Origin of the sequence: Pseudomonas pohangensis (genome assembly GCF_900105995.1) — a bacterium.
In the GTDB taxonomy this organism is placed as follows: domain Bacteria; phylum Pseudomonadota; class Gammaproteobacteria; order Pseudomonadales; family Pseudomonadaceae; genus Aquipseudomonas; species Aquipseudomonas pohangensis.
Genome location: NZ_LT629785.1, coordinates 3,228,896 through 3,253,240 on the forward strand (window position 1 = coordinate 3,228,896; position 24,345 = coordinate 3,253,240).

Genomic DNA, 24,345 nt, shown 5'->3' on the forward strand with positions numbered 1-24,345 from the left:
ATTAACGCCAAACAACCAACATCCAGCCGGGAGATCTCTTCATGAACATCCGTTTGGGCATCGTAATGGATCCCATCGCCGACATTTCCTTCAAGAAGGATAGTTCCCTTGCAATGCTGCTGGCCGCCAAAACCCTTGGCTGGTCCCTGTTTTACATGGAACAGCGGGATCTTTACCAGAAGGCTGGCGAGGCCCGTGCCAGAATGCGCCCGCTTCAGGTTTTCGACAATCCGCAGCACTGGTTCGAGCTGGACAGCGAACTGGATCAGCCCCTTTCAAGCCTGAACGTGATCCTGATGCGCAAGGATCCCCCTTTCGACAACGAGTTCGTTTACAGCACTTACCTGCTCGAGCAGGCCGAACGTGACGGCGTCCTGATCGTCAACCGGCCACAAAGCCTGCGCGACTGCAACGAGAAGCTCTTTGCCACGTTATTCCCGCAGTGCACCCCACCTACGCTGGTAAGCCGGCGTGCAGACATCTTGCGCGAGTTCGCCGAGGAACAGCGTGACGTTATTCTCAAACCGCTGGACGGAATGGGCGGAACTTCGATCTTCCGGCACCGCCAGGGAGATCCAAACCTCTCGGTAATCCTTGAAACGCTTACCGCCAATGGCTCTCAACAAATAATGGCCCAGCGTTACCTGCCCGCCATCAAGGACGGTGACAAACGCATACTGATGATCGACGGCGAACCGGTACCCTATTGCCTGGCGCGCATTCCGGCACAAGGCGAGACCCGCGGTAACCTTGCTGCCGGCGGACGCGGCGAGGCGCGACCGCTGAGCGCTCGCGACCTCGAAATTGCCAGTCTGGTCGGTCCCGAACTGCGCGCACGCGGGCTGTTATTTGTCGGACTCGACGTGATCGGGGACTTCCTTACCGAAATCAATGTCACCAGTCCGACCTGTATCCGCGAGATAGATAACGCCTTTGATACGCAGATTGGCGAAAAACTGATGCAGGTGATCACTGCCAGGCTGGCCAGCCGCTGAGGTCCGGGCGATCTTGCATCAGGCTGCATGACGGCGCATGGCAAAGACAACGACTGGTTCGTGGACATTTCCGTGACTGCTCGGCAGACTGCCGACAGTCCAGTGAAAGCTACTAGCCATGCCGCCTGATTCAATCCCGCCAGAATTAATCACCACAGGCATCCGCCCCGCGGACCGCCTTGGTTTTACGCTGTTTCTGGCAGCGCTGATTCATCTGGTCCTTCTCCTCGGCGTGGGCTTCACTTTTAGCAAGCCCGAGCTAATCAGCCGCAGCCTGGAAATCACGCTGGCCAGCTTCAAGAGTGACAAGCCCCCGGAGAAAGCCGACTACCTTGCCCAGGAAAACCAGCAAGGCAGCGGCACCCTGGAGCACAAAGCCGCACCCAAAACCACCGAACAGGCAATGTTTCAGGATCAGGAAGTGCGCCGGGTCACACCGCCTAGCGCACCACCGCCAGCCAGTCAGGAGCCCGTGAAGAAAACCACCGTTGCTACCCGCGCGCCGCGACCGGAGAAAACACCGGACAAAAAGAAACAACAACCGCAACCCAAGCCCGCGCAACAGGTCACCGGCTTCGATAGCGCCCAGCTCTCGACAGCCATCGCCAGCCTGGAAGCCGAGCTCAGTCAGGACGTCCAGCGCTACGCCAAGCGCCCCAAGATCCAGCGCCTGAATGCGGCATCGACCCGGCGCGACAAGGGCGCCTGGTACAAGGATGAGTGGCGCAAGAAGGTTGAGCGCATCGGCAACCTCAACTATCCGGCCGAAGCACGACACAAGCGTATCTATGGCAGTTTGCGCCTGCTGGTCTCAATCAACCGGGACGGTACGCTCTACGAGGTGCTGGTACTGGAGTCATCGGGACAACCGATTCTCGACCAGGCAGCATTGCGCATTGTCCGGCTGGCAGCGCCCTATACACCGTTTTCCGGCGACCTGAACGAATTTGACCGCCTGGAAATCATCCGCACCTGGCGCTTCGATCGTGGCGATCGACTCACCAGCCAATAGCCGCTCGCCCAGCCCCGACAAGACCAGCGCAAACCGCTGCTTGCCAGCCGACCCTTGCGGCCCGGCGCGCAACCTCCGAAACTAGGCCCATGAAGACACTTGAGCCAAGCTACCTGAAACATCACTTGCTGATCGCCATGCCACACATGGACGATCCGAATTTTGCGCAGTCGCTGATTTACCTGATTGACCACAACGAGCAAGGGGCCATGGGCCTGGTGATCAATCAACCCAGCGGGCTGAGCCTGGCCGACATCCTCGAGCAACTGCGCCCGGAGGTTACGCCGGCCGAGCACTGTCACCACCTGCCCATCATGGCCGGCGGCCCGGTGCAGACCGATCGGGGCTTTGTCCTGCATCCTGCCGGGCATGACTTCCAGGCCACCCTGGATCTGGGCGAACTGGGTCTGTCCACCTCCCAGGACGCGCTCTTCGCGATTGCCGACAACAACGGACCGGACAAATACCTGATTACCCTCGGCTATGCCGGCTGGGGTGCTGGCCAGCTGGAGAACGAGCTGGCCGAAAACGCCTGGCTCAGCTGCCCCGTCGATCCCGCCATATTGTTCGACATGCCCCATGAGCAGCGCCTGCAGGCAGCCGCCAGACGCCTGGGCGTCAATCTCGGCCTGCTCACCAGCCAGGCGGGGCATGCATGAGCGAGCGACCTGCAGCCAGACCTTTGCGCCTGCTGCTGGGCTTCGACTATGGCAGCAAGCAGATCGGCGTCGCCGTAGGCCAGGCGGTCACCGGTCAGGCTCGCGAACTGTGCGTGCTCAAGGCGCAGAATGGCGTACCCGACTGGCAAAAGGTAGCGGCGCTGCTGCGCGAGTGGCAGCCGGATGCACTGATAGTGGGCCTGCCTTTGAATATGGATGGCAGCCCGAGCGACATGAGCGCGCGCGCTGAAAAGTTTTCCCGTCAGCTGCACGGCCGCTTTAATCTGCCGGTGCATACCCATGACGAGCGGCTGACCACTTATGCTGCCAAGGGCGAACGCATGGCCCAGGGGCAGCACTCCGGCAACTATCGCGAGAATCCGGTAGACGCACTGGCCGCTGCCATGCTGCTCGAAGGCTGGCTAAGCGCACACAACGAGGACACCCCATGACACTACCTTCCCCGGCCGAACTGCTGCCGAAAATGGCCGGCGACCTGCAGCACTACCTGCAGGCCCGCGGAATCCACAACCCGTACTTCATCGGCATCCATAGCGGCGGCGTGTGGGTCGCCCAGGCCCTGCTCGAGCAACTCGGTCGCGACGATGCGCTGGGTACGCTGGACGTATCTTTCTATCGCGACGACTTCAGCCAGAACGGCCTGCACCCGCTGGTGCGGCCTTCAGCCCTGCCCTTCAGCGTGGATGAACAGCATCTGGTGCTGATCGATGACGTGCTGATGAGCGGCCGCACCATTCGCGCCGCCCTGAATGAGCTGTTCGATTACGGCCGGCCGGCGAGCGTCACCCTGGTGTGCATGCTTGACCTGAATGCCCATGAACTGCCGATACGCCCTGATATAGTAGGCGCCACCCTGTCGCTGCCCGAGGGCGAACGGATAAAATTGCTCGGCCCGACACCGCTGAGCTTCGAGCTCAAGTCCCTCGCTTCCCACTGAGATAACCGCGATGACGCCAACTGCCAGCAAGCGCCCGCTGCAACTCAACGACCAGGGCCAGCTCCGCCATTTCCTTTCCATCGACGGCCTGCCGCGCGAGCTGCTGACGGAAATTCTCGATACCGCAGACTCCTTCCTTGAAGTAGGTGCACGGGCGGTGAAGAAGGTGCCACTGCTGCGTGGCAAGACCGTGTGCAACGTGTTCTTCGAGAACTCCACGCGCACCCGCACCACCTTTGAACTGGCGGCACAGCGCCTCTCGGCCGACGTGATCACCCTCAACGTTTCCACTTCCTCGGCGAGCAAGGGCGAGAGCCTGCTGGATACCCTGCGCAACCTCGAGGCCATGGCTGCGGACATGTTCGTCGTGCGTCATGGCGACTCCGGCGCTGCCCACTTCATCGCCGAACATGTCTGCCCCGATGTTGCCATCATCAATGGTGGCGACGGCCGTCACGCCCACCCGACCCAGGGCATGCTCGACATGCTGACCATCCGCCGCCACAAGGGCGACTTCAGCCAGCTTTCGGTAGCCATAGTCGGCGACATCCTGCACTCCCGCGTGGCCCGCTCGAACATGCTGGCCCTGAAAGCCCTGGGCTGTCCGGACATCCGCGTGATCGCTCCGAAAACCCTGCTGCCGGTGTGTGTCGAACAGTACGGCGTGCGCGTTTTCACCGACCTCGCCGAAGGCCTCAGGGACGTCGACGTGGTCATCATGCTGCGCCTGCAGAAGGAACGCATGGCCGGCGGCCTGCTGCCCAGCGAGGGCGAGTTCTACCGCCTCTACGGCCTGACCCAGCAGCGCCTGCTACTGGCCAAGCCGGACGCCATCGTCATGCATCCCGGGCCGATCAACCGCGGCGTGGAAATCGAGTCGGCGGTCGCCGATGGCGTGCAATCGGTGATTCTCAATCAGGTCACCTACGGCATTGCCATCCGCATGGCGGTCATGTCGATGGCCATGAGCGGGCAAAACACCCAGCGCCAACTCAATCTGGAAGCCGGAGAGCAGAACTGATGCGCACCCGTATTCATGGCGCCAGGGTCATCGACCCCGCCAGCGGCATGGACCGCAACTGTGAACTGTTCATCGAGGCCGGCAAGCTGATGGCTTTCAACCAGGCTCCGCCCGGCTTCATCGCCGAGCAGAGCATCGACGCCAGCGGCCTGATCGCCGCGCCGGGTCTGGTCGATCTCAGCGTGGCCCTGCGCGAGCCCGGCTTCAGCCGCAAGGGCACGATTGCCAGCGAAACCCTGGCGGCAGCCGCAGGCGGCGTCACCAGCCTGTGTTGCCCGCCACAGACCAGACCGGTACTGGATACCCCTGCGGTTGCCGAGCTGATTCTTGACCGCGCCCAGGAAGCCGGGCATGCCAAGGTTTACCCGATCGGTGCATTCAGCAAGGGCCTGGCCGGAGAGCAACTGGCAGAACTGGTCGCCTTGCGCGATACCGGCTGCGTAGCCTTCGGCAACGGCCTGAGCAATTTTGCCAGCAGCCGGGTGCTGTGCCGGGCCATGGAGTACGCGGCAACCTTCAACCTGACCCTGGTGATCCACTCGCAGGACGCCGATCTGGCCGCCGATGGCCATGCCCATGACGGCGCCACTGCCAGTTTCCGCGGCCTGGCCGGGATTCCGGAAACGGCGGAAACCGTGGCACTGGCGCGCAACCTGCTGCTGGTCGAGCAAACCGGCGTGCGCGCGCACTTCACCCAGCTGACCAGCGCCAAGGGCGCCAGCATGATTGCCCATGCCCAGTCACGCGGCCTGCCGGTGACCGCAGATGTGGCGCTTTACCAGTTGCTGCTGACCGACGAAGCCCTCTATGACTTTTCCAGTCTCTACCATGTCCAGCCGCCGCTACGCAGCGCACGGGATCGTGACGGTCTGCGTGAAGCAGTAAAAAACGGTGTGATCCAGGCGATTGCCAGTCATCATCAACCCCATGAAGCGGACGCCAAGCTGGCCCCGTTTGCCGCCACCGAGCCGGGTATCAGCAGTGTCGAACTGCTGTTGCCGCTGGCCATGCGTCTGGTGGAAGACGGCCTGCTCGACTTGCCCACCCTGCTGGCGCGTCTGACTTGCGGACCGGCCAGCGCCATGCACCTGCCAGCCGGACGGCTGGCGGTCGGTGCGCCGGCCGACCTGCTGCTGTTCGACCCCGAAGCCGGCACTCTGGCGGGTGAGCAGTGGTTTTCCAAAGGCCGCAACTGCCCGTTTATCGGTGAAACACTGCCGGGCAAGGTGCGCTATACACTGGTGGATGGCCGCATCAGTTACCGCAGCTGATCCACGCCCAGGACAGCGTCTCAGCCACCCTGACGACGCTGGGCACGGGCGACGCGCTCAGCCTCGGCGCCACCTTCAATCAACACCGCCTGCACATAATCGATGTGCAACTGCGAACAGCGCCGCGCCTCCTCGGCACGCCCCTCGATAATCGCCTGGAACAACGCGTGATGCTGTTCGCGCAGGCGCTCGCGGGTCTCGCTGCGCTGCAGATACAAACCGCCGATGTTGGTCACTACGTTATGCCGGAGCAGATCAAACAGTCCGCGAATGGTGTGCAACAGCACCGCATTGTGACTGGCTTCGGCAATCGCCAGATGAAAGCGCGCATCGGCCGCCCCCTCCTCCGCCCGGCTGGCCTGACTGTCCTCGGCGTAGCAGGCCTGCAACGCCTCATATGCCTTGCGCAAGCGCTGGTGATCCGGAGCTGTGGCACGCAGCGCCGCATAGTAGGCGCAGGAGCCTTCCAGGGTATGCCGGAACTCCAGCAAATCGCGCTGGGCGCCGGGGTTGCTTTCCAGCAACTGCAATAGCGGATCACTGAAAGTCGAGCCCAGCTCGGCGGCGACATAGTTGCCGCCGCCCTGGCGACTGACCAGCAAGCCGCGGGCTACCAGCTTCTGGATGGCTTCGCGCAGGGACGGCCGCGACACCCCGAAACGTTCGGCCAGCACCCGCTCGGCGGGTAACCGCTCACCGGCTTTAAGACTGCCCTCAAGGATCATCGCTTCCAGCTGCATGACGATGTCATCCGACAGACGGCGCTGTCGCACCTGACCCACTTCCATTGCCTGCTCTCCATTGGTTTGACCAGTTGCAGCGCTCTACCGCGGCCCTGGGCGGATAGCCTAGCGGTCAGAAGCAGCGGCTTGCAAGCCAGGCATCTACGACCAAAGTAGCGGTTCGGATAATTGACAAGCCCGGAGGTGATTTTTATTCTGCGCTCGCATTATTTGTTAATTGGTCTTACCAATATTTGTGCGCAAACAATTTCAAGAACAGTCCCCGAGGACAGCACCCATGTCACACATCCGGCCCGCCCTTACCCATTCCGCCCAGTGCAGCGTCCAGCCGTTGCACCTCGCCCACCTACAGGAGTAATCCGCATGTCATCCGGACTTCTCGCGCTGATTGCCTTCTCACCCATCCTGCTCGCAGCAGTACTGCTGATCGGCCTGCGCTGGCCTGCGCGGCGGGCGATGCCACTGGTCTATCTGCTGACTGCCGGCATCGGGCTGGGCGTGTGGGGCATGAGCCTCAACCGTGTGCTGGCCTCCACCGTGCAAGGGCTGATCATCACTGCCGGCGTGCTGTGGATCATTTTTGGCGCCATCCTGTTGCTCAACACCCTCAAGCACTCGGGTGGCATCACCGCCATTCGGGCCGGCTTCGCCACCATCAGCCCGGACCGGCGCATCCAGGCCATCATCATTGCCTGGCTGTTCGGCTGCTTTATCGAGGGTGCCTCGGGTTTCGGCACGCCGGCGGCGATCGCAGCTCCGTTGCTGGTGGCGATCGGTTTTCCGGCCATGGCTGCGGTGATCCTCGGCATGCTGGTACAAAGCACGCCGGTGTCCTTCGGTGCCGTGGGCACACCGATCATTATCGGCATCAACAGCGGTCTGGACAGCGCCGGCATCGGCGCACAGCTGGTGCAGCAAGGTTCCAGCTGGAATGCGTTTCTGCAACTGATCACCAGCGAAGTGGCGATCATGCACGCCACCGTCGGCACCCTGATGCCACTGATCATGGTGCTGATGCTGACGCGCTTCTTTGGCCGCGAGAAAAGCTGGAAAGCCGGGCTGGAAGTGCTGCCTTTTGCCCTGTTCGCCGGCCTGGCCTTTACCCTGCCCTATGCCCTGACCGGCATCTTCCTCGGCCCGGAGTTTCCCTCGCTGCTGGGTGGCCTGATCGGTCTGGCGATTGTTTCCACGGCCGCGCACTTTCGCTTCCTGACCCCGAAACAAAACTGGGACTTTGCTCCGGCCAGTGAGTGGCCAGCCGAGTGGCTGGGCAGTGTCGAGATGAAGCTGGACAGCCTTACCGTACGCCCGATGAGCACGCTGCGGGCCTGGCTGCCCTATGTGCTGGTCGGCGCCCTGCTGGTCATCAGCCGCGTATTCCCCGAAGTCGGCGGTGCACTTAAAGCGGTAGCCGTGGTCTTTCCGGACATCCTCGGCGAGACCGGCATCAAGGCCGACTTCCTGCCGCTGTATCTGCCTGGCGGGATTCTGGTCGCGGTAGTGCTGGCCACTTTCTTCCTGCACCGGATGCAACTGCGTGACATGCGCGCGGCACTCAAGGAGTCGACAGGCGTGCTGTTCGGTGCCGGCTTCGTCCTGCTGTTTACCGTGCCGATGGTGCGCATCCTGATCAACTCCGGGGTCAACAGCGCCGAGCTGGCGAGCATGCCGATCAGCATGGCGCGCTACGTTGCTGACAGCGTGGGCAACATCTATCCGCTGCTGGCACCGGCTGTCGGCGCCCTCGGCGCCTTCATCGCCGGTTCCAATACGGTGAGCAACATGATGCTCGGCCAGTTCCAGTTTGGCGTGGCCGAAAGCCTGGGGGTTTCCACCGCACTGGTCGTGGCGGCACAGGCCGTCGGCGCGGCCGCCGGCAACATGGTAGCGATCCACAACGTGGTGGCAGCATCGGCCACTGTCGGCCTGCTCGGACGCGAAGGCGCGGTGTTGCGCAAGACCTTCTGGCCTACCCTTTACTACGTGCTGTTCACTGGCCTGATTGCCTTGTTCGCCATTTATGCGCTGGGCATCAGCGACCCACTGATGGCAGGCTAGGCAAGCCCGGACTCCACAAGCAAGGTAACCCGCATGATCATCTCCGCCTCCACCGATTACCGCGCCGCCGCCCGGCGCAAGCTGCCGCCGTTCCTGTTTCATTACATCGACGGTGGTGCCAACGCCGAACAGACGCTGCGGCGCAATGTAAGCGATCTGGCCGACATTGCCCTGCGCCAGCGGGTACTGCGCGACATGTCGGAGTTGAGCCTGGAAACCCGCCTGTTCAACGAGACCCTGAGCATGCCGGTCGCACTGTCGCCGGTTGGCCTGACCGGCATGTATGCGCGGCGTGGCGAAGTGCAGGCGGCGCGGGCAGCGGCTGACAAAGGCATCCCTTTCACGCTGTCCACGGTGTCGGTGTGCCCGATTGAAGAAGTGGCGCCAAAGCTCGCCCGGCCCATGTGGTTCCAGCTGTACGTGCTCAAGGATCGCGGCTTCATGAAGAATGCGCTGGAGCGCGCCAAAGCTGCCGGCGTTACCACGCTGGTGTTCACCGTCGACATGCCGGTACCCGGTGCGCGCTACCGTGACGCCCACTCCGGCATGAGCGGCCCCAACGCGCCACTGCGGCGCATGCTGCAGGCCATGACCCACCCGCTCTGGGCCTGGGACGTCGGCCTGCAGGGCAAGCCCCACGATCTGGGCAACATCTCGGCCTACCGCGGCAACCCCACCGGACTGGCTGACTACATCGGCTGGCTGGGTGACAACTTCGACCCGTCGATCTCGTGGAAAGACCTGCAATGGATCCGCGACTTCTGGGACGGGCCGATGCTGATCAAGGGCATTCTTGATCCGGACGATGCCAGGGATGCGGTGAAGTTCGGCGCCGACGGCATCGTGGTGTCCAATCACGGTGGCCGCCAGCTCGATGGCGTGCTCTCCAGTGCCCGCGCCCTGCCAACGATTGCCGATGCGGTAAAGGGCGAGCTGGCCATTCTCGCCGACTCCGGCGTGCGCAGCGGCCTGGATGTGGTGCGCATGCTCGCCCTGGGCGCGGACAGCGTGATGCTCGGCCGCGCTTACATTTATGCGCTGGCCGCCGCCGGTGAAGCGGGCGTGCGCAATCTGCTGGAACTGATCGAGAAGGAAATGCGTGTGGCCATGGTGCTCACCGGCGCCCGCAGCATCAGCGAGATCAGCGCCGACTCGCTGGTGCGCGAGCTCCGGCACGCCAGCCACTGACCAGGAGTTCCCATGCCTCTGCCCACCGCTTTCATTGCCGCTGTCGAACAGCTGATTCCGTCTGACCGGCGTTTCTCCGATGCGCTGTCGACGCTGGCCTTTGGCACCGACGCCAGCTTCTACCGGCTGATCCCGCAACTGGTGCTGCGCGTGGAAAGCGAAAGCGAGGTGGTACAACTGCTCCGCCTGGCAGGCGTGCACAAGGTGGCAGTGACCTTTCGCGCTGCCGGTACCAGCCTGTCCGGCCAGGCGATTTCCGACTCCGTGCTGATCGTGCTGGGCGACAACTGGAACGGCCGCGAGGTGCGCCAGCAGGGCGCGCAGATCCGTCTGCAACCGGGCGTGATCGGCGCCAATGCCAACGCGCTGCTGGCACCGCTGGGGCGCAAGATCGGCCCCGATCCGGCCTCGATCAATGCGGCAAAGATTGGCGGCATCGTCGCCAACAATGCCAGCGGCATGTGCTGCGGCACCGCCCAGAACAGCTACCACACCCTGGCTGGTCTGCGCCTGGTGCTGGCCGACGGCACAGTGGTCGATACCGAGCAGCCGGCCAGCGTCACGGCCTTTCGCCACAGCCATGCCGGCTTGCTGGAACAGTTGGCCGAACTGGGGCGGCAGACCCGGGCCAACCCCGCACTGGCAGCCAGGATTCGGCATAAATACCGGTTGAAGAACACCACCGGTCTGTCGCTGAACGCGCTGGTGGACTATCAGGATCCGCTGGATATCCTCAGTCACCTGATGGTCGGCTCGGAAGGCACCCTGGGCTTCATCAGCGCGGTGACCTACCAGACAGTGCCGGAGCATCCGCACAAGGCCACGGCGCTGCTGGTGTTCCCCGATGTGGCTAGCTGCTGCCGCGCCGTGACGCTGCTCAAGCAGCAACCGGTCTCCGCCGTGGAATTGCTCGACCGCCGCAGCCTGCGCTCGGTGCAGAACAAACCGGGCATGCCGGACTGGGTGCAGTCGCTCTCGGCCAATGCCTGCGCCCTGCTGATCGAGTCGCGTGCCGCCAGCGCCAGTCTGTTGCAGGAACAGATCGGCGCGATCAAGGCCTCCATCGCCGCTTTCGCGCTGGAAAGGCAGGTCGACTTCAGCACCGACCCGGCCGTGTACAACCTGTTATGGCGAATCCGCAAGGACACTTTCCCGGCGGTCGGTGCGGTGCGCGCCACCGGGACGACGGTGATCATCGAGGACGTGACCTTCCCGCTCGAGGTGCTGGCCGAAGGGGTCAACCGCCTGCTGCAACTGTTCGACAAGCACGGCTACGCCGAGGCAATAATTTTCGGCCATGCGCTGGAGGGCAACCTGCACTTCGTGTTCACCCAGGGCTTCGACGACCCGGCACAGGTCGCCCGCTACGAAGCCTTCATGCACGACGTGACACAGCTGGTGGCTGTCGAGTTCGGCGGTGCACTCAAGGCCGAGCACGGCACCGGGCGCAACATGGCGCCGTTCGTCGAGCTGGAGTGGGGTGAGGATGCCTACCAGCTGATGTGGCAGATCAAGCGCCTGCTCGATCCGCAAGGCATTCTCAATCCGGACGTGATCCTCTGCGACGACCCGCAGATTCATCTGAAGAACCTCAAACCGCTGCCGGCGGCTGATGACATAGTCGACAAGTGCATCGAATGCGGCTTCTGCGAGCCGGTCTGCCCGTCCCGCGGGCTGACCCTCAGCCCGCGCCAGCGCATCGTCATCTGGCGCGACATTCAGGCGAAGCAGCGCGCCGGCATCGACACCACACAGCTGCAGGCCGCCTACCAGTACCACGGCCTCGACACCTGCGCCGCCACCGGACTGTGCGCCGAGCGCTGCCCGGTAGGTATCAACACCGGCGATCTGGTGCGCAAGCTGCGCGGTGCGCAGGCACACCAATCCGGCACAGCCAGCTGGCTGGCCAGGCATTTCGCCGGCGCCCTCAAGGGCACACGCCTGGCCCTGCTGGCCGCCGACCGTGCGCGCCGGTTGCTCGGCGCGCCACGGCTGGCGCGCTGGTCCACGAGCCTGCATGAGCACGGCGGATTACCGCTATGGACGCCGGCCATGCCGCAAGCCGTGCAGCCCCTGAAGTGGCTGCCAATGCCGGCTACCGGGCGCCCCCGCGTGGTCTACCTGCCGGCCTGCGTATCGCGCGCCATGGGCCCGGCGTTCAGCGATAGCGAACAAACCACGCTGCTCGACAAAACCCGCCAGCTGCTGGAAAAAGCCGGATTCGAGGTGGTGTTCCCGCAAGGTCTGGACAGCCTGTGCTGCGGCCAGCCGTTCACCTCCAAAGGCTACGCCGAACAGGGCGATAGCAAGCGCGACGAGCTGCTGACCGCTCTGCTGCAGGCCAGCCGCAACGGCCAGGACCCGATCTACTGCGACACCAGCCCCTGCACCCTGCGGCTGGTAGAGGGCAATGCCGACAGCCGGCTGCGGCTCTACGACCCGGTGAAATTCATTCGCGAGCAGCTGCTCGACAAGCTGGACATCACCCCCCAGCTGCAGCCGGTGGCGGTGCACGTGACCTGCAGCACCCAGCATCTGGGGGAGGCGCAGGGCCTGATCGATATCGCCAGACGTTGCGCCAGCACGGTGGTGATTCCCGAAGGCATCCATTGCTGCGGCTTTGCCGGCGACAAGGGCTTCAGCCGGCCCGAGCTGAATGCCCATGCCTTGCGCACGCTGAAGGATGCCGTGCAAACCTGCACGGAGGGACTGTCGACCAGCCGCACCTGCGAGATCGGCCTGTCGCACCACAGCGGCATCGACTACCACTCGCTGGTCTATCTGCTCGACCGGGTCAGTCAGCCGAAGGCCGGCTGACCTTACAGCGGACAACGCCTCGGGTCAGGACAGCTCACCTACACTGACAGGGTAAGCCTCGCCCACGGAGAAGCACCATGCGCCGTCTTGCCCTGTTCCTCTGCGCTGCCCTGCTCAGCGCCCCCCTACTGGCCATGCACTGCCCACAGGACATGGCCAAAATCGACGAGTTGCTGAAAACCGATCCGCCAGCCAGTCCCCAGGTATTGACAGAAGTGCAGAAGCTTCGTGCGGAAGGCGAGGCATTGCACAATGCCGGCGACCATGCCGAGTCGGTGAAAGTGCTGCAACAGGCTCTCGACCTGCTGCAGAGCAGCGAGTAGCGCGGCGGATTCTGCCGCTCGCCGGGCGCGCCGCAATGATCGATTGCGTCGACGGTTCTAGGCGCGCTGCCAGGTCTCGAAGCAGTACGCCGGGCTCTGCTCGCCGGCAACCTGCGCCTGCCGCTCGAGCAGGCGCCAGTCCTGCTCCGGCACCTCGGGAAACCAGGCATCGCCCTGCGGGCTGAGGGCCACGCGGGTCAGGTACAGGCGCTCGGCCATGGCCAGACCCAACTCGTACAGCTGCGCGCCGCCGATCAGCATCAGCTCGTCAACGCCCTGCGCAGTTGCCCACTGGCTGGCGCGGGCGATTGCCTGATCCAGCGAAGCGAACACCTCGGCACCTTCGAGCTGCAAGTCCGCCTGCCGGCTGACCACCAGATTGAGCCGGCCCGGCAACGGCCGCCCCAGCGAATCCCAGGTCTTGCGGCCCATGATGATCGGCTTGCCCAGGGTCAGCGCCTTGAAGTGCCGGAGATCCGCCGGCAAATGCCAGGGCAGCTGGTTGTCACGGCCGATCACACGGTTTTCCGCGAGGGCGGCGATCAGGCACAGGCGCGGCGTCATACCGCCACCGGCGCCGGAATATGCGGATGCGCCTGATAACCGAGCAGCTCGAAGTCCTCGAACCTGAAGGCCAGCAGGTCAGTCACTGCAGGATTGAGCTGCATCACCGGCAACGGCAGCGGCTCGCGCGACAGTTGCAGATCGGCCTGCTGCAGATGGTTGGCATACAGGTGGCAGTCACCGCCGGTCCAGATGAACTCACCCGGCTGCAAGCCGCAGACCTGCGCCACCATCAGCGTCAGCAGGGCATAGCTGGCAATGTTGAACGGCACCCCGAGAAAGATGTCGGCCGAGCGCTGATACAGCTGGCAACTGAGCTTGCCGTCGGCCACGTAGAACTGGAACAGCGCATGACAGGGTGGCAATGCCATCTGCTCGACCAGCGCCGGGTTCCAGGCCGAGACGATCAGCCGGCGTGAGTCCGGATTGCTTTTGATCATCCGGATCAGATTGCTGATCTGGTCGATCGACTCACCATTGGGCGCCGGCCAGCTGCGCCACTGGTAGCCGTAGACCGGGCCGAGGTTGCCCTCGGCGTCAGCCCACTCGTCCCAGATACGCACACCGTTATCTTTCAGATACCGGATATTGGTATCGCCCTGCAGGAACCACAACAGCTCGTGGATGATCGACTTCAGATGGCACTTCTTGGTAGTCACCAGCGGGAAACCCTCGGCCAGATTGAAGCGCATCTGGTGGCCGAACAGGCTGTAGGTGCCGGTGCCGGTGCGGTCGCTCTTGAAGGTGCCGCTATCGCGCACCAGACGCATCATGTCGAGGTACTGTTTCATCCGGCGACTCCCTGTGCGGCCTGACGGCGGTAGGCAAACCAGATCAGGAAGATGCCCAGCGCGACCATCGGCAGGCTGAGCAACTGGCCCATGGTCAGCCAGCCGAAGGCCAGGTAACCGAGCTGCGCATCCGGTACGCGGAAGAATTCGGCAATGATGCGGAACACCCCGTACCACAGGGCAAACATGCCGGACACGGCCATGGTCGGCCGTGGCTTGCGCGTGTACAGCCAGAGAATCACGAACAGCGCCAGCCCTTCCATGGCGAACTGGTAGAGCTGCGAAGGGTGCCGCGCCAGTTGCTGCGGGTCACTCCATGCCGGAAACACCATCGCCCAGGGCGCATCGGTGGCCCGGCCCCACAGCTCGGCATTGATGAAGTTGCCGATGCGTCCGGCGCCCAGGCCGATCGGCACCACCGGCGCAATGAAATCCATCAGCTGGAAGAAGGTCTTGCCATTGCGCTTGCCGAACCACCAGCAGGCCAGCATCACGCCGATGAAACCGCCGTGGAACGACATGCCGCCCTCCCACACCCGCAGCATTTTCAGCGGCTCGTGCAGATAGGCAGCCAGATCGTAAAACAGCACATAGCCCAGCCGGCCACCGAGGATCACACCCATGGCCGACCAGAACACCAGATCGGAGAGCTTCTCCTTGCTCCACTGCGGATCAAAGGCCTGCAGCCGGCGCGACAACAGCAGCCAGGCACCGCCGATGCCGACCAGATACATCAGGCCGTACCAGTGGATCTTCAGCGGCCCGATGGCCAGGGCTACCGGATCAATTTGCGGGTAAACCAGCATTGCGACTCCTCAAAGCAGAAAATTCAGACCAACAACAAACAGCAACAGGGCAAACAGGCGCTTGAGCAAACGCGGTGACAGCCGGTGCGCCAGCCGCGCGCCAAGGCGGGCAGAAAACATGCTGGTGAAGGCAATGCCGACCATCGCCGGCAGATAGATAAAACCCAGGGTCAAATCCGGCAGTTGCGGATTATGCCAGCCAATCAGCATGAAACTCAGCGCACTGGCCGCGGCTATCGGAAAACCACAGGCCGAGGAGGTAGCCACTGCCTGCCGGATCGGCACGCTGCGCCAGCTGAGGAACGGCACGGTCAACGAACCGCCGCCGATACCAAAGATCGCCGAGGCCCAGCCGATCACACCACCGGCCGCAGTCAGCCCGAGCTTGCCCGGCACCGGCGCACTGGCTCTGGGCTGCAGCCCGAAAGCCATCTGTATGGCAATCACCAGGGCGAACACGCCGATCAGTTTTTGTAACTGCGGGCCATTGATGGCCGCTGCGGTAAGCGCACCGACCCCGGCACCGAGCAGGATGCCCAGCGACATCCAGCGTACGATCGGCCACTGCACTGCACCCTGTCGATGGTGTGCCAGTACCGAGTTGATCGAAGTAAAAATGATCGTCGCCAGGGAAGTGCCGACGGCCAGCTGGGTGAGGATTTCCGGAGAAAACCCTTGCGCGGTGAAACTGAACACCAGTACCGGCACGATGATGATTCCGCCACCCACGCCAAACAGCCCGGCCAGAACACCGGCCGCAGCTCCCAGCAACAGGTAGAGCGCAAATTCCATCGAAACCCCCAAAGCTAATGCGCGCATGTTACCGGATGGCTGCCAGCGGCTCCATCATTGGCCTACCGGCGGCCGGCCCGGATTTCCCGGGCTGGACGTTAGCCGTGCAGATAGCCATGATCAAAGGCCGTCGAACACAAAGGATTACCCATGTGCCTGATCGTCTTTGCCTGGCGCCCCGGCCACCCGCAACCGCTGATTGTTGCGGCCAACCGTGACGAGTTCTACGCCCGCCCCAGTCAAGCCCTTGGACACTGGGACGACCGCCCCGGCATATATGCCGGCCGTGACCTGAAGGCTGGCGGCACCTGGCTGGGCATCAGCGAAACCGGGCGCTTTGCCGCGCTGACCAATATCCGCGACCCGCGACTGCCCCAGGGCGGGCCGTCACGTGGCGAGCTGGTAGCCGGGTTTCTGCATGGCCGGCAAAGTGCCGGGCAATATCTGGACGAGCTCGGCAAACGCGCGGCTGCCTATGCCGGCTTCAATCTGCTGGTCGGGGATAGCCGCCAGCTCTGGCACTTCAACCAGCAGCAAGGCATCCCGCGCCAGCTGCAGGAAGGCCTTTACGGATTATCCAATGCCGACCTGGACAGTCCCTGGCCCAAGTTGCGCCGCGCCAAGGCGGCCCTGGCCAGCTGCCTGGAACAGCCGCAAACCGGCGCACTGCTGGATCTGCTGCAGGATGCGCAAAGCGCCGACGCTGCCGAACTGCCGGAAACCGGCGTCGGTCCGGCGCTGGAAAAGATGCTCTCCAGCGTGTTCATTGCCACTCCCAGCTATGGCACCTGTGCCAGCACTGCGCTGATTGTCGAGGCTGCCGGTATATCGCGGCTGGCCGAGCGGCGCTTTGGCCCGGGCGGGGTGTTGCAGGGCGAAACCCGCCTGGATATCCGCCAGCTGCCCGCGCCAAAGGTCTGAGTGGCCGGAGCGTCTGGCACAGCGGGTCGGTAGCGGTCAGGCCTCGATAGTCGCCGCCGGATTGATCATGCGCTCCAGACCCAGATTGCGCAGCTCCAGTTGCAGGGTGCTGTAGATAACAGCCGGACTATCCATTTTCAGTAGCCGCTCCAGCAGTTCGCTGGCCATTGCCTTGCTGATCTGGCGCAGCAACCACTTCACCTTGGGCAGGTTGGTCGCATTCATCGACAGGCTGTCAAAGCCCAGGGCCAGCAGCAGCACGGCAGAAGCCGGATCCGCAGCCATTTCGCCGCAGATACTCACCGGCTTGCCCTCGGCATGGGCGCCATCGACGACCAGCTTGAGCGCGTGCAGCACCGAGGGGTGCAGAAAATCGTAAAGATCGGCAACCCGCGGATTGTTGCGGTCAACCGCCAGCAGATATTGCGTCAGGTCGTTGGAGCCGACCGAGATGAAGTCGACCTGCCGCGCCAGTTCACGTATCTGGTAAACCGCTGCCGGCACTTCGATCATCACCCCCACCGGCGGCATCGGCACATCGACACCCTCATCGAGCACCTCGCCCCAGGCGCGGTGAATCAGGTGCAGCGACTCCTCCAGTTCCTGCAGACCGGAAATCATCGGTATCAGGATGCGCAGGTTGTTCAGCCCTTCGCTGGCCTTGAGCATGGCGCGAATCTGTACCAGAAAGATTTCCGGGTGGTCGAGGGTGATGCGCACCCCGCGCCAGCCGAGGAAGGGGTTGTCTTCCTTGATCGGGAAATACGGCAACGCCTTGTCCCCACCGACATCCAGCGTGCGCATGGTCACCGGCAGCGGATGGAAAGCCTCGAGCTGCTCGCGGTAGATTGCCAGCTGCTCTTTCTCGCTGGGAAAGCGGTCACGAATCATGAACGGCACTTCCGTGCGATAAAGCCCGACGCCCTCGGCACCGCGCTCCTGGGCACGCGCCACATCAGCCAGCAGGCCGGTGTTGACCCACAGCGGCATGCGTACCCCGTCCAGAGTTATGCACGGCAGCTTGCACAGCGTATCCAGCCCTTTGGACAGTTCCCGTTCTTCCTCGACCACCGCACGGTATTGCCGGCTCAGTTCTGCCGAAGGGTTGGTAAACACCTCGCCGTGATAGCCATCGACGATCATCTCGATGCCATCCACCTTCGAGTACGGCAGATCGACCACACCCATCACCGTGGGAATACCCATGGCGCGCGCAAGAATGGCCACATGCGAGTTACCTGAACCGCGCACCGAAACCAGACCGATCAACTTGCCTACCGGCACTTCACCGAGCATGCCCGGGCTCAGTTCCTCGCTGACCAGAATGGTATTCTCGGCGTAGCTCAGACTCTGGGTGCGCGCTTCCTGCAGGTAGCCGAGCAAACGCCGGCCCAGATCCTTGATGTCCGAAGCGCGTTCGCGCAAATAGGCATCGTCCATCATCTCGAAACGCTGGACATGGTCATTCACAACCTGACGCAAGGCGCCCTGCGCCCATTGTCCGGTGCGGATGATGCGATTGATCTCGTTACCAATGGCATCGTCGTCGAGCATCATCAGATAGACATCAAACACGGCGCGCTCTTCCGGGCGCAACTGGGTAGCCAGCTTGGCTGACAGCGCATGCAGGTCTTTGCGTACCGATTCCAGCGCGCCGCTGAACAGCTGCAATTCGGTCTCGATATCCTCGACGCTCTTGTCCGGCACCACATCCAGATCCGCTGGCGGCAGCATGACCACCGCCGTACCTACTGCGGCACCGGGCGAACCCGCTACGCCGATGAACTTGGCTTCGTGGATGCCTTTGCCCTGCAGCCCACGGATCGAACCGGTCGCTTCGGCGTGGGCGATCACCCCGGCAAGCTGTGCGCTCATGGTTACCAGAAAGGCTTCTTCGCCCTCGTCGAACTGGCGGCGCTCCTTGTGCTGGATAACCAGTACGCCCATCACCCGGCGGTGGTGAATGATCGGCGCGCCAAGAAACGAGGCATAGCGTTTCTCACCGGTTTCGGCGAAGTAGCGATAGCGCGGATGACTGGCAGCATCTTCGAGATTGAGCGGCTCCTCACGGGAGCCGACCAGACCCACCAGACCTTCGCTGGGGGCCATGCTGACCTTGCCGATCGAGCGTTTGTTCAGGCCCTCGGTAGCCTGCAGGACGAAACGGTTGGTATCGGTATCCAGCAGGTAGACCGAGCATACCTGGCTGTTCATCGCCTCGCGCACACGCAGCACAATGATCCCCAACGCTGCCTTCAGATCCTTGGCAGCGTTTACTTCCTGGACGATCTTGCGCAGCGTGTTGAGCATTTTGCACTCCCTGGACTAACAGTCACGCGCCGGCAGACACGGTGCGAGTTCCTTGAGGGCGCGCCGATAGACTTCGCGCTTGAATGTCACCACCTGTCCCAGGGGGTACCAGTAACTGACCCAGCGCCAGCCATCAAACTCCGGCTTGCCGGTTACATCCATACGCACCCGCTGCTCATCGGAGAGCAGACGCAGCAGAAACCACTTCTGCTTCTGCCCGATGCACAGCGGTTGACTGTGACTGCGCACCAGACGCTGCGGCAGACGATAGCGCAACCAGCCGCGAGTGCAGGCAAGAATCTGCACATCCGGCTGTTCCAGGCCGACTTCTTCAGTCAGTTCGCGATACAACGCTTCTTCCGGCGATTCATGCTGATTGATGCCGCCTTGCGGAAACTGCCATGCCGACTGATTGATACGCCGCGCCCACAGCACCTGTCCGACGTCATTGGCAAGGATGATGCCGACATTCGGGCGAAAGCCATCGGAGTCAATCACGGTGGGAACCTCGAAAATACATATGCAGGCATTGTTCCACAAAGCCGCGCGGCGCGGCAACGCAAGCGCTGTGCCAGTGGGCAGTCCGCAGAAAACACCTTATTCTGTGCGGCCTTTGTGACAACCCGTGGGGGTTCAACCGTGCGCCTGGCTCTCTTTGATCTCGACAATACCCTTCTGGCTGGCGACAGTGATCACAGCTGGGGCGAATTCCTCTGCCGGCACGGTCATGTCGACGCCAGCGCCTACCAGGCCCGCAACGATGCGTTTTATGCCGATTACTGTGCCGGCAAACTGGACGTTGTGGCCTATCAGAATTTCAGCCAGGCAATTCTCGGCCGCACACCGATGGCCGTCCTCGCACAATGGCATGCCCAGTTCATGGCCGAGGTGATCGAGCCACTGATTCTGCCCGAAGGCGAGGCGCTGCTGGCACAGCATCGCAGCCAGGGTGACCAGCTGCTGATCATTACCGCCACCAACCGTTTCGTCACCGGACCAATTGCCGCAAGGCTGGGCGTGGAAAACCTGCTGGCCACCGAGTGCGCCATGCAGGATGGTCGCTACCTGGGCAGGATCAGCGGCATTCCCTGCTACCAGCAAGGCAAGGTCACCCGCCTCGAACTCTGGTTGCAGGAACAGGGACTTGATCTGCAGGACAGCTACTTCTACAGCGACTCGCGCAATGACCTGCCACTGCTCGAGCGGGTCAGCCATCCGGTGGCCGTCGACCCCGACGACGTATTGCGCAGCACTGCCCGGGCGCGCGGCTGGCCGGCTATCTCGTTACGCAATTCGCTAGTGCAGGGGTGACGGCCCGCCGCCATCCTTATCGAGCATCGCAGCAGGGTCCAGCTGATCGTTGATACTTTCAAGCTCCTGATCATCCAGCAGCGCCTGCACCTGCGGGTCAACCATGCACAGGCCCATGGCACCATCCGGCAGGGAGGCAGTAATGCGGTACGGCACGCCCTCCTGGTCGACACAGATCTGCGCCATGTCCATGAACTTCGGCGCGCAACGCTGTCCTTGCGCATCGATCAGCACCACCACTTTCGGGCGCAACTTGAACCGGGGGTTCTTTTCCACCACCAGGCCGACTTCCCCGGTGTGCAGCTGGACCAGAGTACCTACCGGGAAGATACCCAGCCACTCGATGAAGTGCAGCACCAGCTCGCTGTCAAACTGCTGGTCACGCATTTCCATCAGGACCTTGAAGGCATCCTTTACGCTGCGCGCGGAATCGTAGACGCGGTTGCTGGTGATCGCGTCAAAGGTATCGACGATGCTGATGATCCGCGTGAAGGGCGCTATATGCTCGGCGCCCAGCTGGCGCGGATAGCCTCTGCCATCGGGGCGCTCGTGGTGGCCGAAAACCACATCAATCACTATCGGCGGCAAATCCTTGTGACCGACCAGCAATTGGCGACCCATACCCGGATGCGCCTTCATCACGGCGAATTCCTGCTCGGTCAGCTTGCCCGGCTTGTTCAGAATTTCCGAATCGATGCGTATCTTGCCCACATCGTGCAACAAGCCAGCCAGGCCAAGCTGTTCAAGCCCGCTGTGTTCGATGCCGAGATAACGGCCAAAACCCATGGCCATCACCGAAACCGCCAGGCAGTGCTGACCGGTGTAATCGTCCTGGCTTTTCATGCGTGACAACCAGAGCAAGGCACTCTCGTTGCGCAACATGCTTTCCAGGTTTTCCCGAACCACCGTGCGGCAGGCGCCGGTATCAATTCCGCGGCCCAGCTGGATATCAAAGAACATGTCCTTGACCAGCGTCGAGGTCTTGCGCTCCTGTACCCGCGCTTTCTGTACCTCGGTGGATAAAGGTTCGCGTTTGACTTGCTGTTCAGGCTTCAGCGGGCGGCCATCGCGGGCCAGCTGCGCCGCGGCAGAGCGAAGCTGCTGCTGTTTCGGTCTGGCAGCGTTATCCACCGGGGAAGTGCCCAGCTTGATGATGACGCGGCGGTATTCATCGACGTAAACGAACTGGCACACACTCCGCACAGCGAGCAGGTCTTCCCTGGTCAGCAATGGAAAGCCCTGGAACAGAAACGGTGTTTCGCTCCACGGCCGATCCACTTCGCAGACATACATGCCCAGTTCGAGCTGGGAAACATCGATTTTTCGCTTGGCCAGAAGCCTGATATCACTCATAAGGGACCTTGCTCTCGCAGTGAGATGCCAATCCGCAAGCGCACAACTCTCCGCCTGGATATGAACTTAAACCAGAAACCGGCCCGGCAACCAGCTCAGCCATCGGCCTTGAGCAACTCCTTGACCTTGCTCACATATCTGGCCTGCGCTTCGGCACTGTCGAGGCCTTCCAGCTTTGCCCAAGCATCGTATTTGGCCCGCCCGACCATATCCAGCATGCCGGGACGCTTGCCACTCACATCGCCAGCCGAACCCTGCTTGTAGTGGGCGTAGAGAAACAGCATGTCGTCATTGCCGGGACGACTCTTCAGGGTCTTGATATCGGCTTGGGCTTTTTCAAATGTGCTCATGGCGGTTCTCCGTATGGTTTTTATTCAGACAAGGTGGCAGGAAATGCTTGTGAAAATACCGGCTCAGACCGGCTTGGCACCCATCAGCGCCATGATTGCCAGCAACAACACAGCTACCAGTACAGCGTAGGCCATGCTCAATTTCAACAGCAGACCGGGTGCCGGCACAGCCCCCAGGGCTTGCCAGGCACGCAGGCGCCCCGCCAGCAAAAGAGCAGACAACACCAGCAAGGCAAACAGCAGCGAACTGCCCAGCAGCCAGGTCTGCCCCAGCGGCAAACCCGCCAGATGCACCAGCCACCAGCCACTGACCGGCAAACTCAGCGCGAGCAGGCCGAGTGCCGGAAAGCTGAAGCGCAGGGTATTGCGCAACTTGCGCTGCAGCACGGCAGTGTCGCCACTGCGCTGCGCCTTCCAGAGCATGAACAGGTGTGCCAGCAGCCCCAGCAGAACCAGCACACCTGGCAGGCTGTGGGAAATTTTCAGCAGAAGGTAATGTTCCATGGCAACTCGCTCAGGTCGAAGGGCTCAGCCGAGAAACAGCTTATAGGCCGGATTTTCTGTTTCATCCCAGTACGGATAGCCGATCGCATCCAGCGCTTCCGGAATCAGGTGCCGCTGTGCATGCGGTACCTGCAAGGCCGCCAGTACCCGGCCGTCCGCCGCGCCGTGGTTGCGATAATGAAACATCGAGATGTTCCAGCGCCCGCCCAGCTTGCTCAGGAAGTTGAACAGCGCGCCGGGCCGTTCCGGAAACTCGAAGCGGAATACGCACTCATCCGGCACGGCAGCCGCATGCCCGCCGACCATGTGCCGTACATGCAGTTTGGCCAGCTCGTTATCGGTCAGGTCCTGCACCGGAAATCCCTGTTCATGCAGGCTGGCCAGCAGCGCCTCACGCGGATCGTTTTCCGGATGGGTCTGCACGCCAACGAAAATCTGCGCCTCGCCATCGCTGTGATAACGGTAGTTGAATTCGGTGATCTGGCGCTTGCCGATGGCTTCGCAAAACGTCTTGAAGCTGCCCGGCCGCTCCGGAATGGTCACGGCAATGATCGCTTCGCGCTTCTCGCCCAGCTCGGCCCGTTCGGCGACGTGGCGCAGACGATCGAAGTTGATATTGGCACCGGAGTCGATACCGACCAGCACCTGATCCACGCAACCCTCGCGCTCGACGTATTTCTTGATTCCGGCCACTGCCAGCGCGCCGGCCGGCTCGGTGATCGAGCGGGTGTCATCGAAGATATCCTTGATTGCCGCACAGACTTCATCGGTGCTGACCGTGATCACTTCATCGACATGCTGGCGGCACACGGCAAAGGTATGCTCGCCGATCTGCGCCACCGCCACACCATCGACAAACAGGCCTACGGTTGGCAGCACCACACGCTTGCCGGCAGCCATGGCCGCCTGCAGGCAATTGGAGTCTTCCGGCTCGACGCCGATTACCTTGATCTCCGGCCGCAGGTATTTGACGTAGGCGGCAATCCCGGCGATCAGTCCGCCGCCGCCGACCGGCACGAAGATGGCATCGAGTTGCGCCGGTTGCTGGCGGAGGATTTCCATGGCCACGGTGCCCTGCCCGGCAATGGTGTCCGGGTCGTCATAGGGGTGCACATAGACATAGCCCTTTTCCTCGACCAGCTTGAGCGAGTGGGCCAGTGCCTCGGGGAAGCTGTCACCATGCAGCACCACCTTGCCGCCCCGTGCGCGCACGCCATTGACCTTGATCTCCGGCGTGGTCCGCGGCATCACGATGGTCGCCTTGACGCCCATGTGTTTGGCTGCCAGCGCCAGACCCTGCGCATGATTGCCGGCCGAAGCGGTGACCACGCCGCAAGCCAGCTGCTCGGCAGACAGTTGCGCCAGCTTGTTGTAGGCGCCACGAATCTTGAACGAAAACACCGGCTGCAGGTCCTCGCGCTTGAGCAGAACCTGGTTGCCGGTACGCTCGGACAACTGCCGGGCCGGCTGCAACGGTGTTTCCACCGCCACGTCATAAACGCGCGAGGTGAGGATCTTCTTGACGTAGTGTTCGAGCATCAGGGCTTTCTTATGGGGTTTGTGCTGGATACCGCAGTCTACCCCAGCGTTTCACCGCG

24 protein-coding genes are annotated in these 24,345 nt (G+C 62.6%); 13 read left to right on the forward strand and 11 right to left on the reverse strand.

Annotation, left to right across the window (positions count from 1 at the left end):
• Nucleotides 1–41 precede the first annotated feature (41 nt).
• The 7 genes from gshB to BLT89_RS15045 all read left to right on the forward strand — a co-directional run bounded on the left by gshB (nucleotide 42) and on the right by BLT89_RS15045 (nucleotide 5,916).
• A complete protein-coding gene (gshB, locus tag BLT89_RS15015; RefSeq protein WP_090197158.1) occupies nucleotides 42–995 on the forward strand; it encodes a glutathione synthase in 954 nt (317 codons plus the stop codon).
• 118 nt (nucleotides 996–1,113) lie between these two features.
• The gene (locus BLT89_RS15020) at nucleotides 1,114–2,007 is read left to right on the forward strand and encodes an energy transducer TonB (RefSeq protein ID WP_090197161.1); all 894 of its coding nucleotides are present in this window, start codon (nucleotides 1,114–1,116) and stop codon (nucleotides 2,005–2,007) included.
• Between the two features lie 89 nt (nucleotides 2,008–2,096).
• On the forward strand, nucleotides 2,097–2,666 hold the full coding sequence (locus BLT89_RS15025; RefSeq protein ID WP_090197164.1) for a YqgE/AlgH family protein: 570 nt from the start codon (nucleotides 2,097–2,099) through the stop codon (nucleotides 2,664–2,666).
• Complete coding sequence (ruvX, locus tag BLT89_RS15030; RefSeq protein WP_090197167.1) at nucleotides 2,663–3,118, forward strand: Holliday junction resolvase RuvX; 456 nt, start codon at nucleotides 2,663–2,665, stop codon at nucleotides 3,116–3,118. The genes BLT89_RS15025 and ruvX overlap by 4 nt, the downstream gene beginning before the upstream one ends.
• A complete protein-coding gene (gene pyrR, locus BLT89_RS15035; RefSeq protein ID WP_090197169.1) occupies nucleotides 3,115–3,624 on the forward strand; it encodes a bifunctional pyr operon transcriptional regulator/uracil phosphoribosyltransferase PyrR in 510 nt (169 codons plus the stop codon). The genes ruvX and pyrR overlap by 4 nt, the downstream gene beginning before the upstream one ends.
• A gap of 10 nt (nucleotides 3,625–3,634) precedes the next feature.
• Entirely contained in the window at nucleotides 3,635–4,645 is a 1,011-nt protein-coding gene (locus BLT89_RS15040; RefSeq protein WP_090197172.1) for an aspartate carbamoyltransferase catalytic subunit, read from the forward strand.
• Nucleotides 4,645–5,916, forward strand: a complete 1,272-nt coding sequence (locus tag BLT89_RS15045) for a dihydroorotase (RefSeq protein ID WP_090197175.1) — start codon at nucleotides 4,645–4,647, stop codon at nucleotides 5,914–5,916. The genes BLT89_RS15040 and BLT89_RS15045 overlap by 1 nt, the downstream gene beginning before the upstream one ends.
• 20 nt (nucleotides 5,917–5,936) lie before the next feature.
• Here the strand turns inward: BLT89_RS15045 and BLT89_RS15050 are convergent, their stop codons facing one another.
• Nucleotides 5,937–6,704: an FCD domain-containing protein gene (locus tag BLT89_RS15050; RefSeq protein WP_090197176.1), complete on the reverse strand. Its 768-nt coding sequence runs from the start codon at nucleotides 6,702–6,704 to the stop codon at nucleotides 5,937–5,939.
• A gap of 318 nt (nucleotides 6,705–7,022) precedes the next feature.
• On the opposite strand from BLT89_RS15050, the gene BLT89_RS15055 reads away from it, so the two are divergent.
• The 4 genes from BLT89_RS15055 to BLT89_RS15070 all read left to right on the forward strand — a co-directional run bounded on the left by BLT89_RS15055 (nucleotide 7,023) and on the right by BLT89_RS15070 (nucleotide 13,045).
• Nucleotides 7,023–8,717 carry an L-lactate permease gene (locus tag BLT89_RS15055; protein ID WP_090197180.1) on the forward strand — a complete coding sequence of 565 codons (1,695 nt, stop codon included), beginning with the start codon at nucleotides 7,023–7,025 and terminating at the stop codon, nucleotides 8,715–8,717.
• Between the two features lie 33 nt (nucleotides 8,718–8,750).
• A complete protein-coding gene (gene lldD / locus BLT89_RS15060; protein WP_090197182.1) occupies nucleotides 8,751–9,905 on the forward strand; it encodes an FMN-dependent L-lactate dehydrogenase LldD in 1,155 nt (384 codons plus the stop codon).
• 12 nt (nucleotides 9,906–9,917) lie between these two features.
• The gene (locus BLT89_RS15065; protein WP_090197185.1) at nucleotides 9,918–12,722 is read left to right on the forward strand and encodes an FAD-binding and (Fe-S)-binding domain-containing protein; all 2,805 of its coding nucleotides are present in this window, start codon (nucleotides 9,918–9,920) and stop codon (nucleotides 12,720–12,722) included.
• 77 nt (nucleotides 12,723–12,799) lie between these two features.
• Entirely contained in the window at nucleotides 12,800–13,045 is a 246-nt protein-coding gene (locus tag BLT89_RS15070) for a hypothetical protein (RefSeq protein WP_090197187.1), read from the forward strand.
• Nucleotides 13,046–13,102: 57 nt separating this feature from the next.
• Here the strand turns inward: BLT89_RS15070 and BLT89_RS15075 are convergent, their stop codons facing one another.
• Genes BLT89_RS15075 through BLT89_RS15090 form a run of 4 tightly spaced genes read right to left on the reverse strand, consistent with a single transcriptional unit; the run spans nucleotide 13,103 to nucleotide 15,998 of the window.
• Nucleotides 13,103–13,609 (reverse strand): dihydrofolate reductase, encoded by a 507-nt coding sequence (locus BLT89_RS15075; protein ID WP_090197190.1) that lies wholly within the window; start codon nucleotides 13,607–13,609, stop codon nucleotides 13,103–13,105.
• A complete protein-coding gene (locus BLT89_RS15080; RefSeq protein WP_090197193.1) occupies nucleotides 13,606–14,400 on the reverse strand; it encodes a thymidylate synthase in 795 nt (264 codons plus the stop codon). Before BLT89_RS15080 ends, BLT89_RS15075 begins: the two co-directional genes overlap by 4 nt.
• On the reverse strand, nucleotides 14,397–15,206 hold the full coding sequence (lgt, locus tag BLT89_RS15085) for a prolipoprotein diacylglyceryl transferase (protein WP_090197195.1): 810 nt from the start codon (nucleotides 15,204–15,206) through the stop codon (nucleotides 14,397–14,399). Before lgt ends, BLT89_RS15080 begins: the two co-directional genes overlap by 4 nt.
• A gap of 9 nt (nucleotides 15,207–15,215) precedes the next feature.
• A complete protein-coding gene (locus tag BLT89_RS15090; protein ID WP_090197196.1) occupies nucleotides 15,216–15,998 on the reverse strand; it encodes a sulfite exporter TauE/SafE family protein in 783 nt (260 codons plus the stop codon).
• A gap of 150 nt (nucleotides 15,999–16,148) precedes the next feature.
• Between BLT89_RS15090 and BLT89_RS15095 the strand changes: the two genes are divergently transcribed.
• Entirely contained in the window at nucleotides 16,149–16,919 is a 771-nt protein-coding gene (locus BLT89_RS15095; RefSeq protein WP_090197198.1) for an NRDE family protein, read from the forward strand.
• A gap of 36 nt (nucleotides 16,920–16,955) precedes the next feature.
• On the opposite strand, the gene ptsP is transcribed toward BLT89_RS15095, so the two are convergent.
• Together ptsP and BLT89_RS15105 are read right to left on the reverse strand one after the other, a co-directional pair.
• On the reverse strand, nucleotides 16,956–19,229 hold the full coding sequence (ptsP, locus tag BLT89_RS15100; protein WP_090197200.1) for a phosphoenolpyruvate--protein phosphotransferase: 2,274 nt from the start codon (nucleotides 19,227–19,229) through the stop codon (nucleotides 16,956–16,958).
• 15 nt (nucleotides 19,230–19,244) lie between these two features.
• Nucleotides 19,245–19,727: an RNA pyrophosphohydrolase gene (locus BLT89_RS15105; protein ID WP_172829141.1), complete on the reverse strand. Its 483-nt coding sequence runs from the start codon at nucleotides 19,725–19,727 to the stop codon at nucleotides 19,245–19,247.
• Between the two features lie 141 nt (nucleotides 19,728–19,868).
• On the opposite strand from BLT89_RS15105, the gene BLT89_RS15110 reads away from it, so the two are divergent.
• Nucleotides 19,869–20,540 carry a histidinol-phosphatase gene (locus BLT89_RS15110; protein ID WP_090197206.1) on the forward strand — a complete coding sequence of 224 codons (672 nt, stop codon included), beginning with the start codon at nucleotides 19,869–19,871 and terminating at the stop codon, nucleotides 20,538–20,540.
• On the opposite strand, the gene BLT89_RS15115 is transcribed toward BLT89_RS15110, so the two are convergent.
• The 4 genes from BLT89_RS15115 to ilvA all read right to left on the reverse strand — a co-directional run bounded on the left by BLT89_RS15115 (nucleotide 20,526) and on the right by ilvA (nucleotide 24,289).
• On the reverse strand, nucleotides 20,526–21,893 hold the full coding sequence (locus BLT89_RS15115; RefSeq protein ID WP_090197209.1) for an HD-GYP domain-containing protein: 1,368 nt from the start codon (nucleotides 21,891–21,893) through the stop codon (nucleotides 20,526–20,528). The two genes, BLT89_RS15110 and BLT89_RS15115, sit on opposite strands and share 15 nt — an antisense overlap.
• Nucleotides 21,894–21,988: 95 nt before the next feature.
• Nucleotides 21,989–22,243 (reverse strand): acyl-CoA-binding protein, encoded by a 255-nt coding sequence (locus tag BLT89_RS15120; protein WP_090197211.1) that lies wholly within the window; start codon nucleotides 22,241–22,243, stop codon nucleotides 21,989–21,991.
• A gap of 63 nt (nucleotides 22,244–22,306) precedes the next feature.
• Complete coding sequence (locus BLT89_RS15125; RefSeq protein ID WP_090197214.1) at nucleotides 22,307–22,747, reverse strand: DUF2269 family protein; 441 nt, start codon at nucleotides 22,745–22,747, stop codon at nucleotides 22,307–22,309.
• A 24-nt stretch (nucleotides 22,748–22,771) separates the two neighbouring features.
• A complete protein-coding gene (ilvA, locus tag BLT89_RS15130; protein WP_269457176.1) occupies nucleotides 22,772–24,289 on the reverse strand; it encodes a threonine ammonia-lyase, biosynthetic in 1,518 nt (505 codons plus the stop codon).
• Nucleotides 24,290–24,345 lie beyond the last annotated feature (56 nt).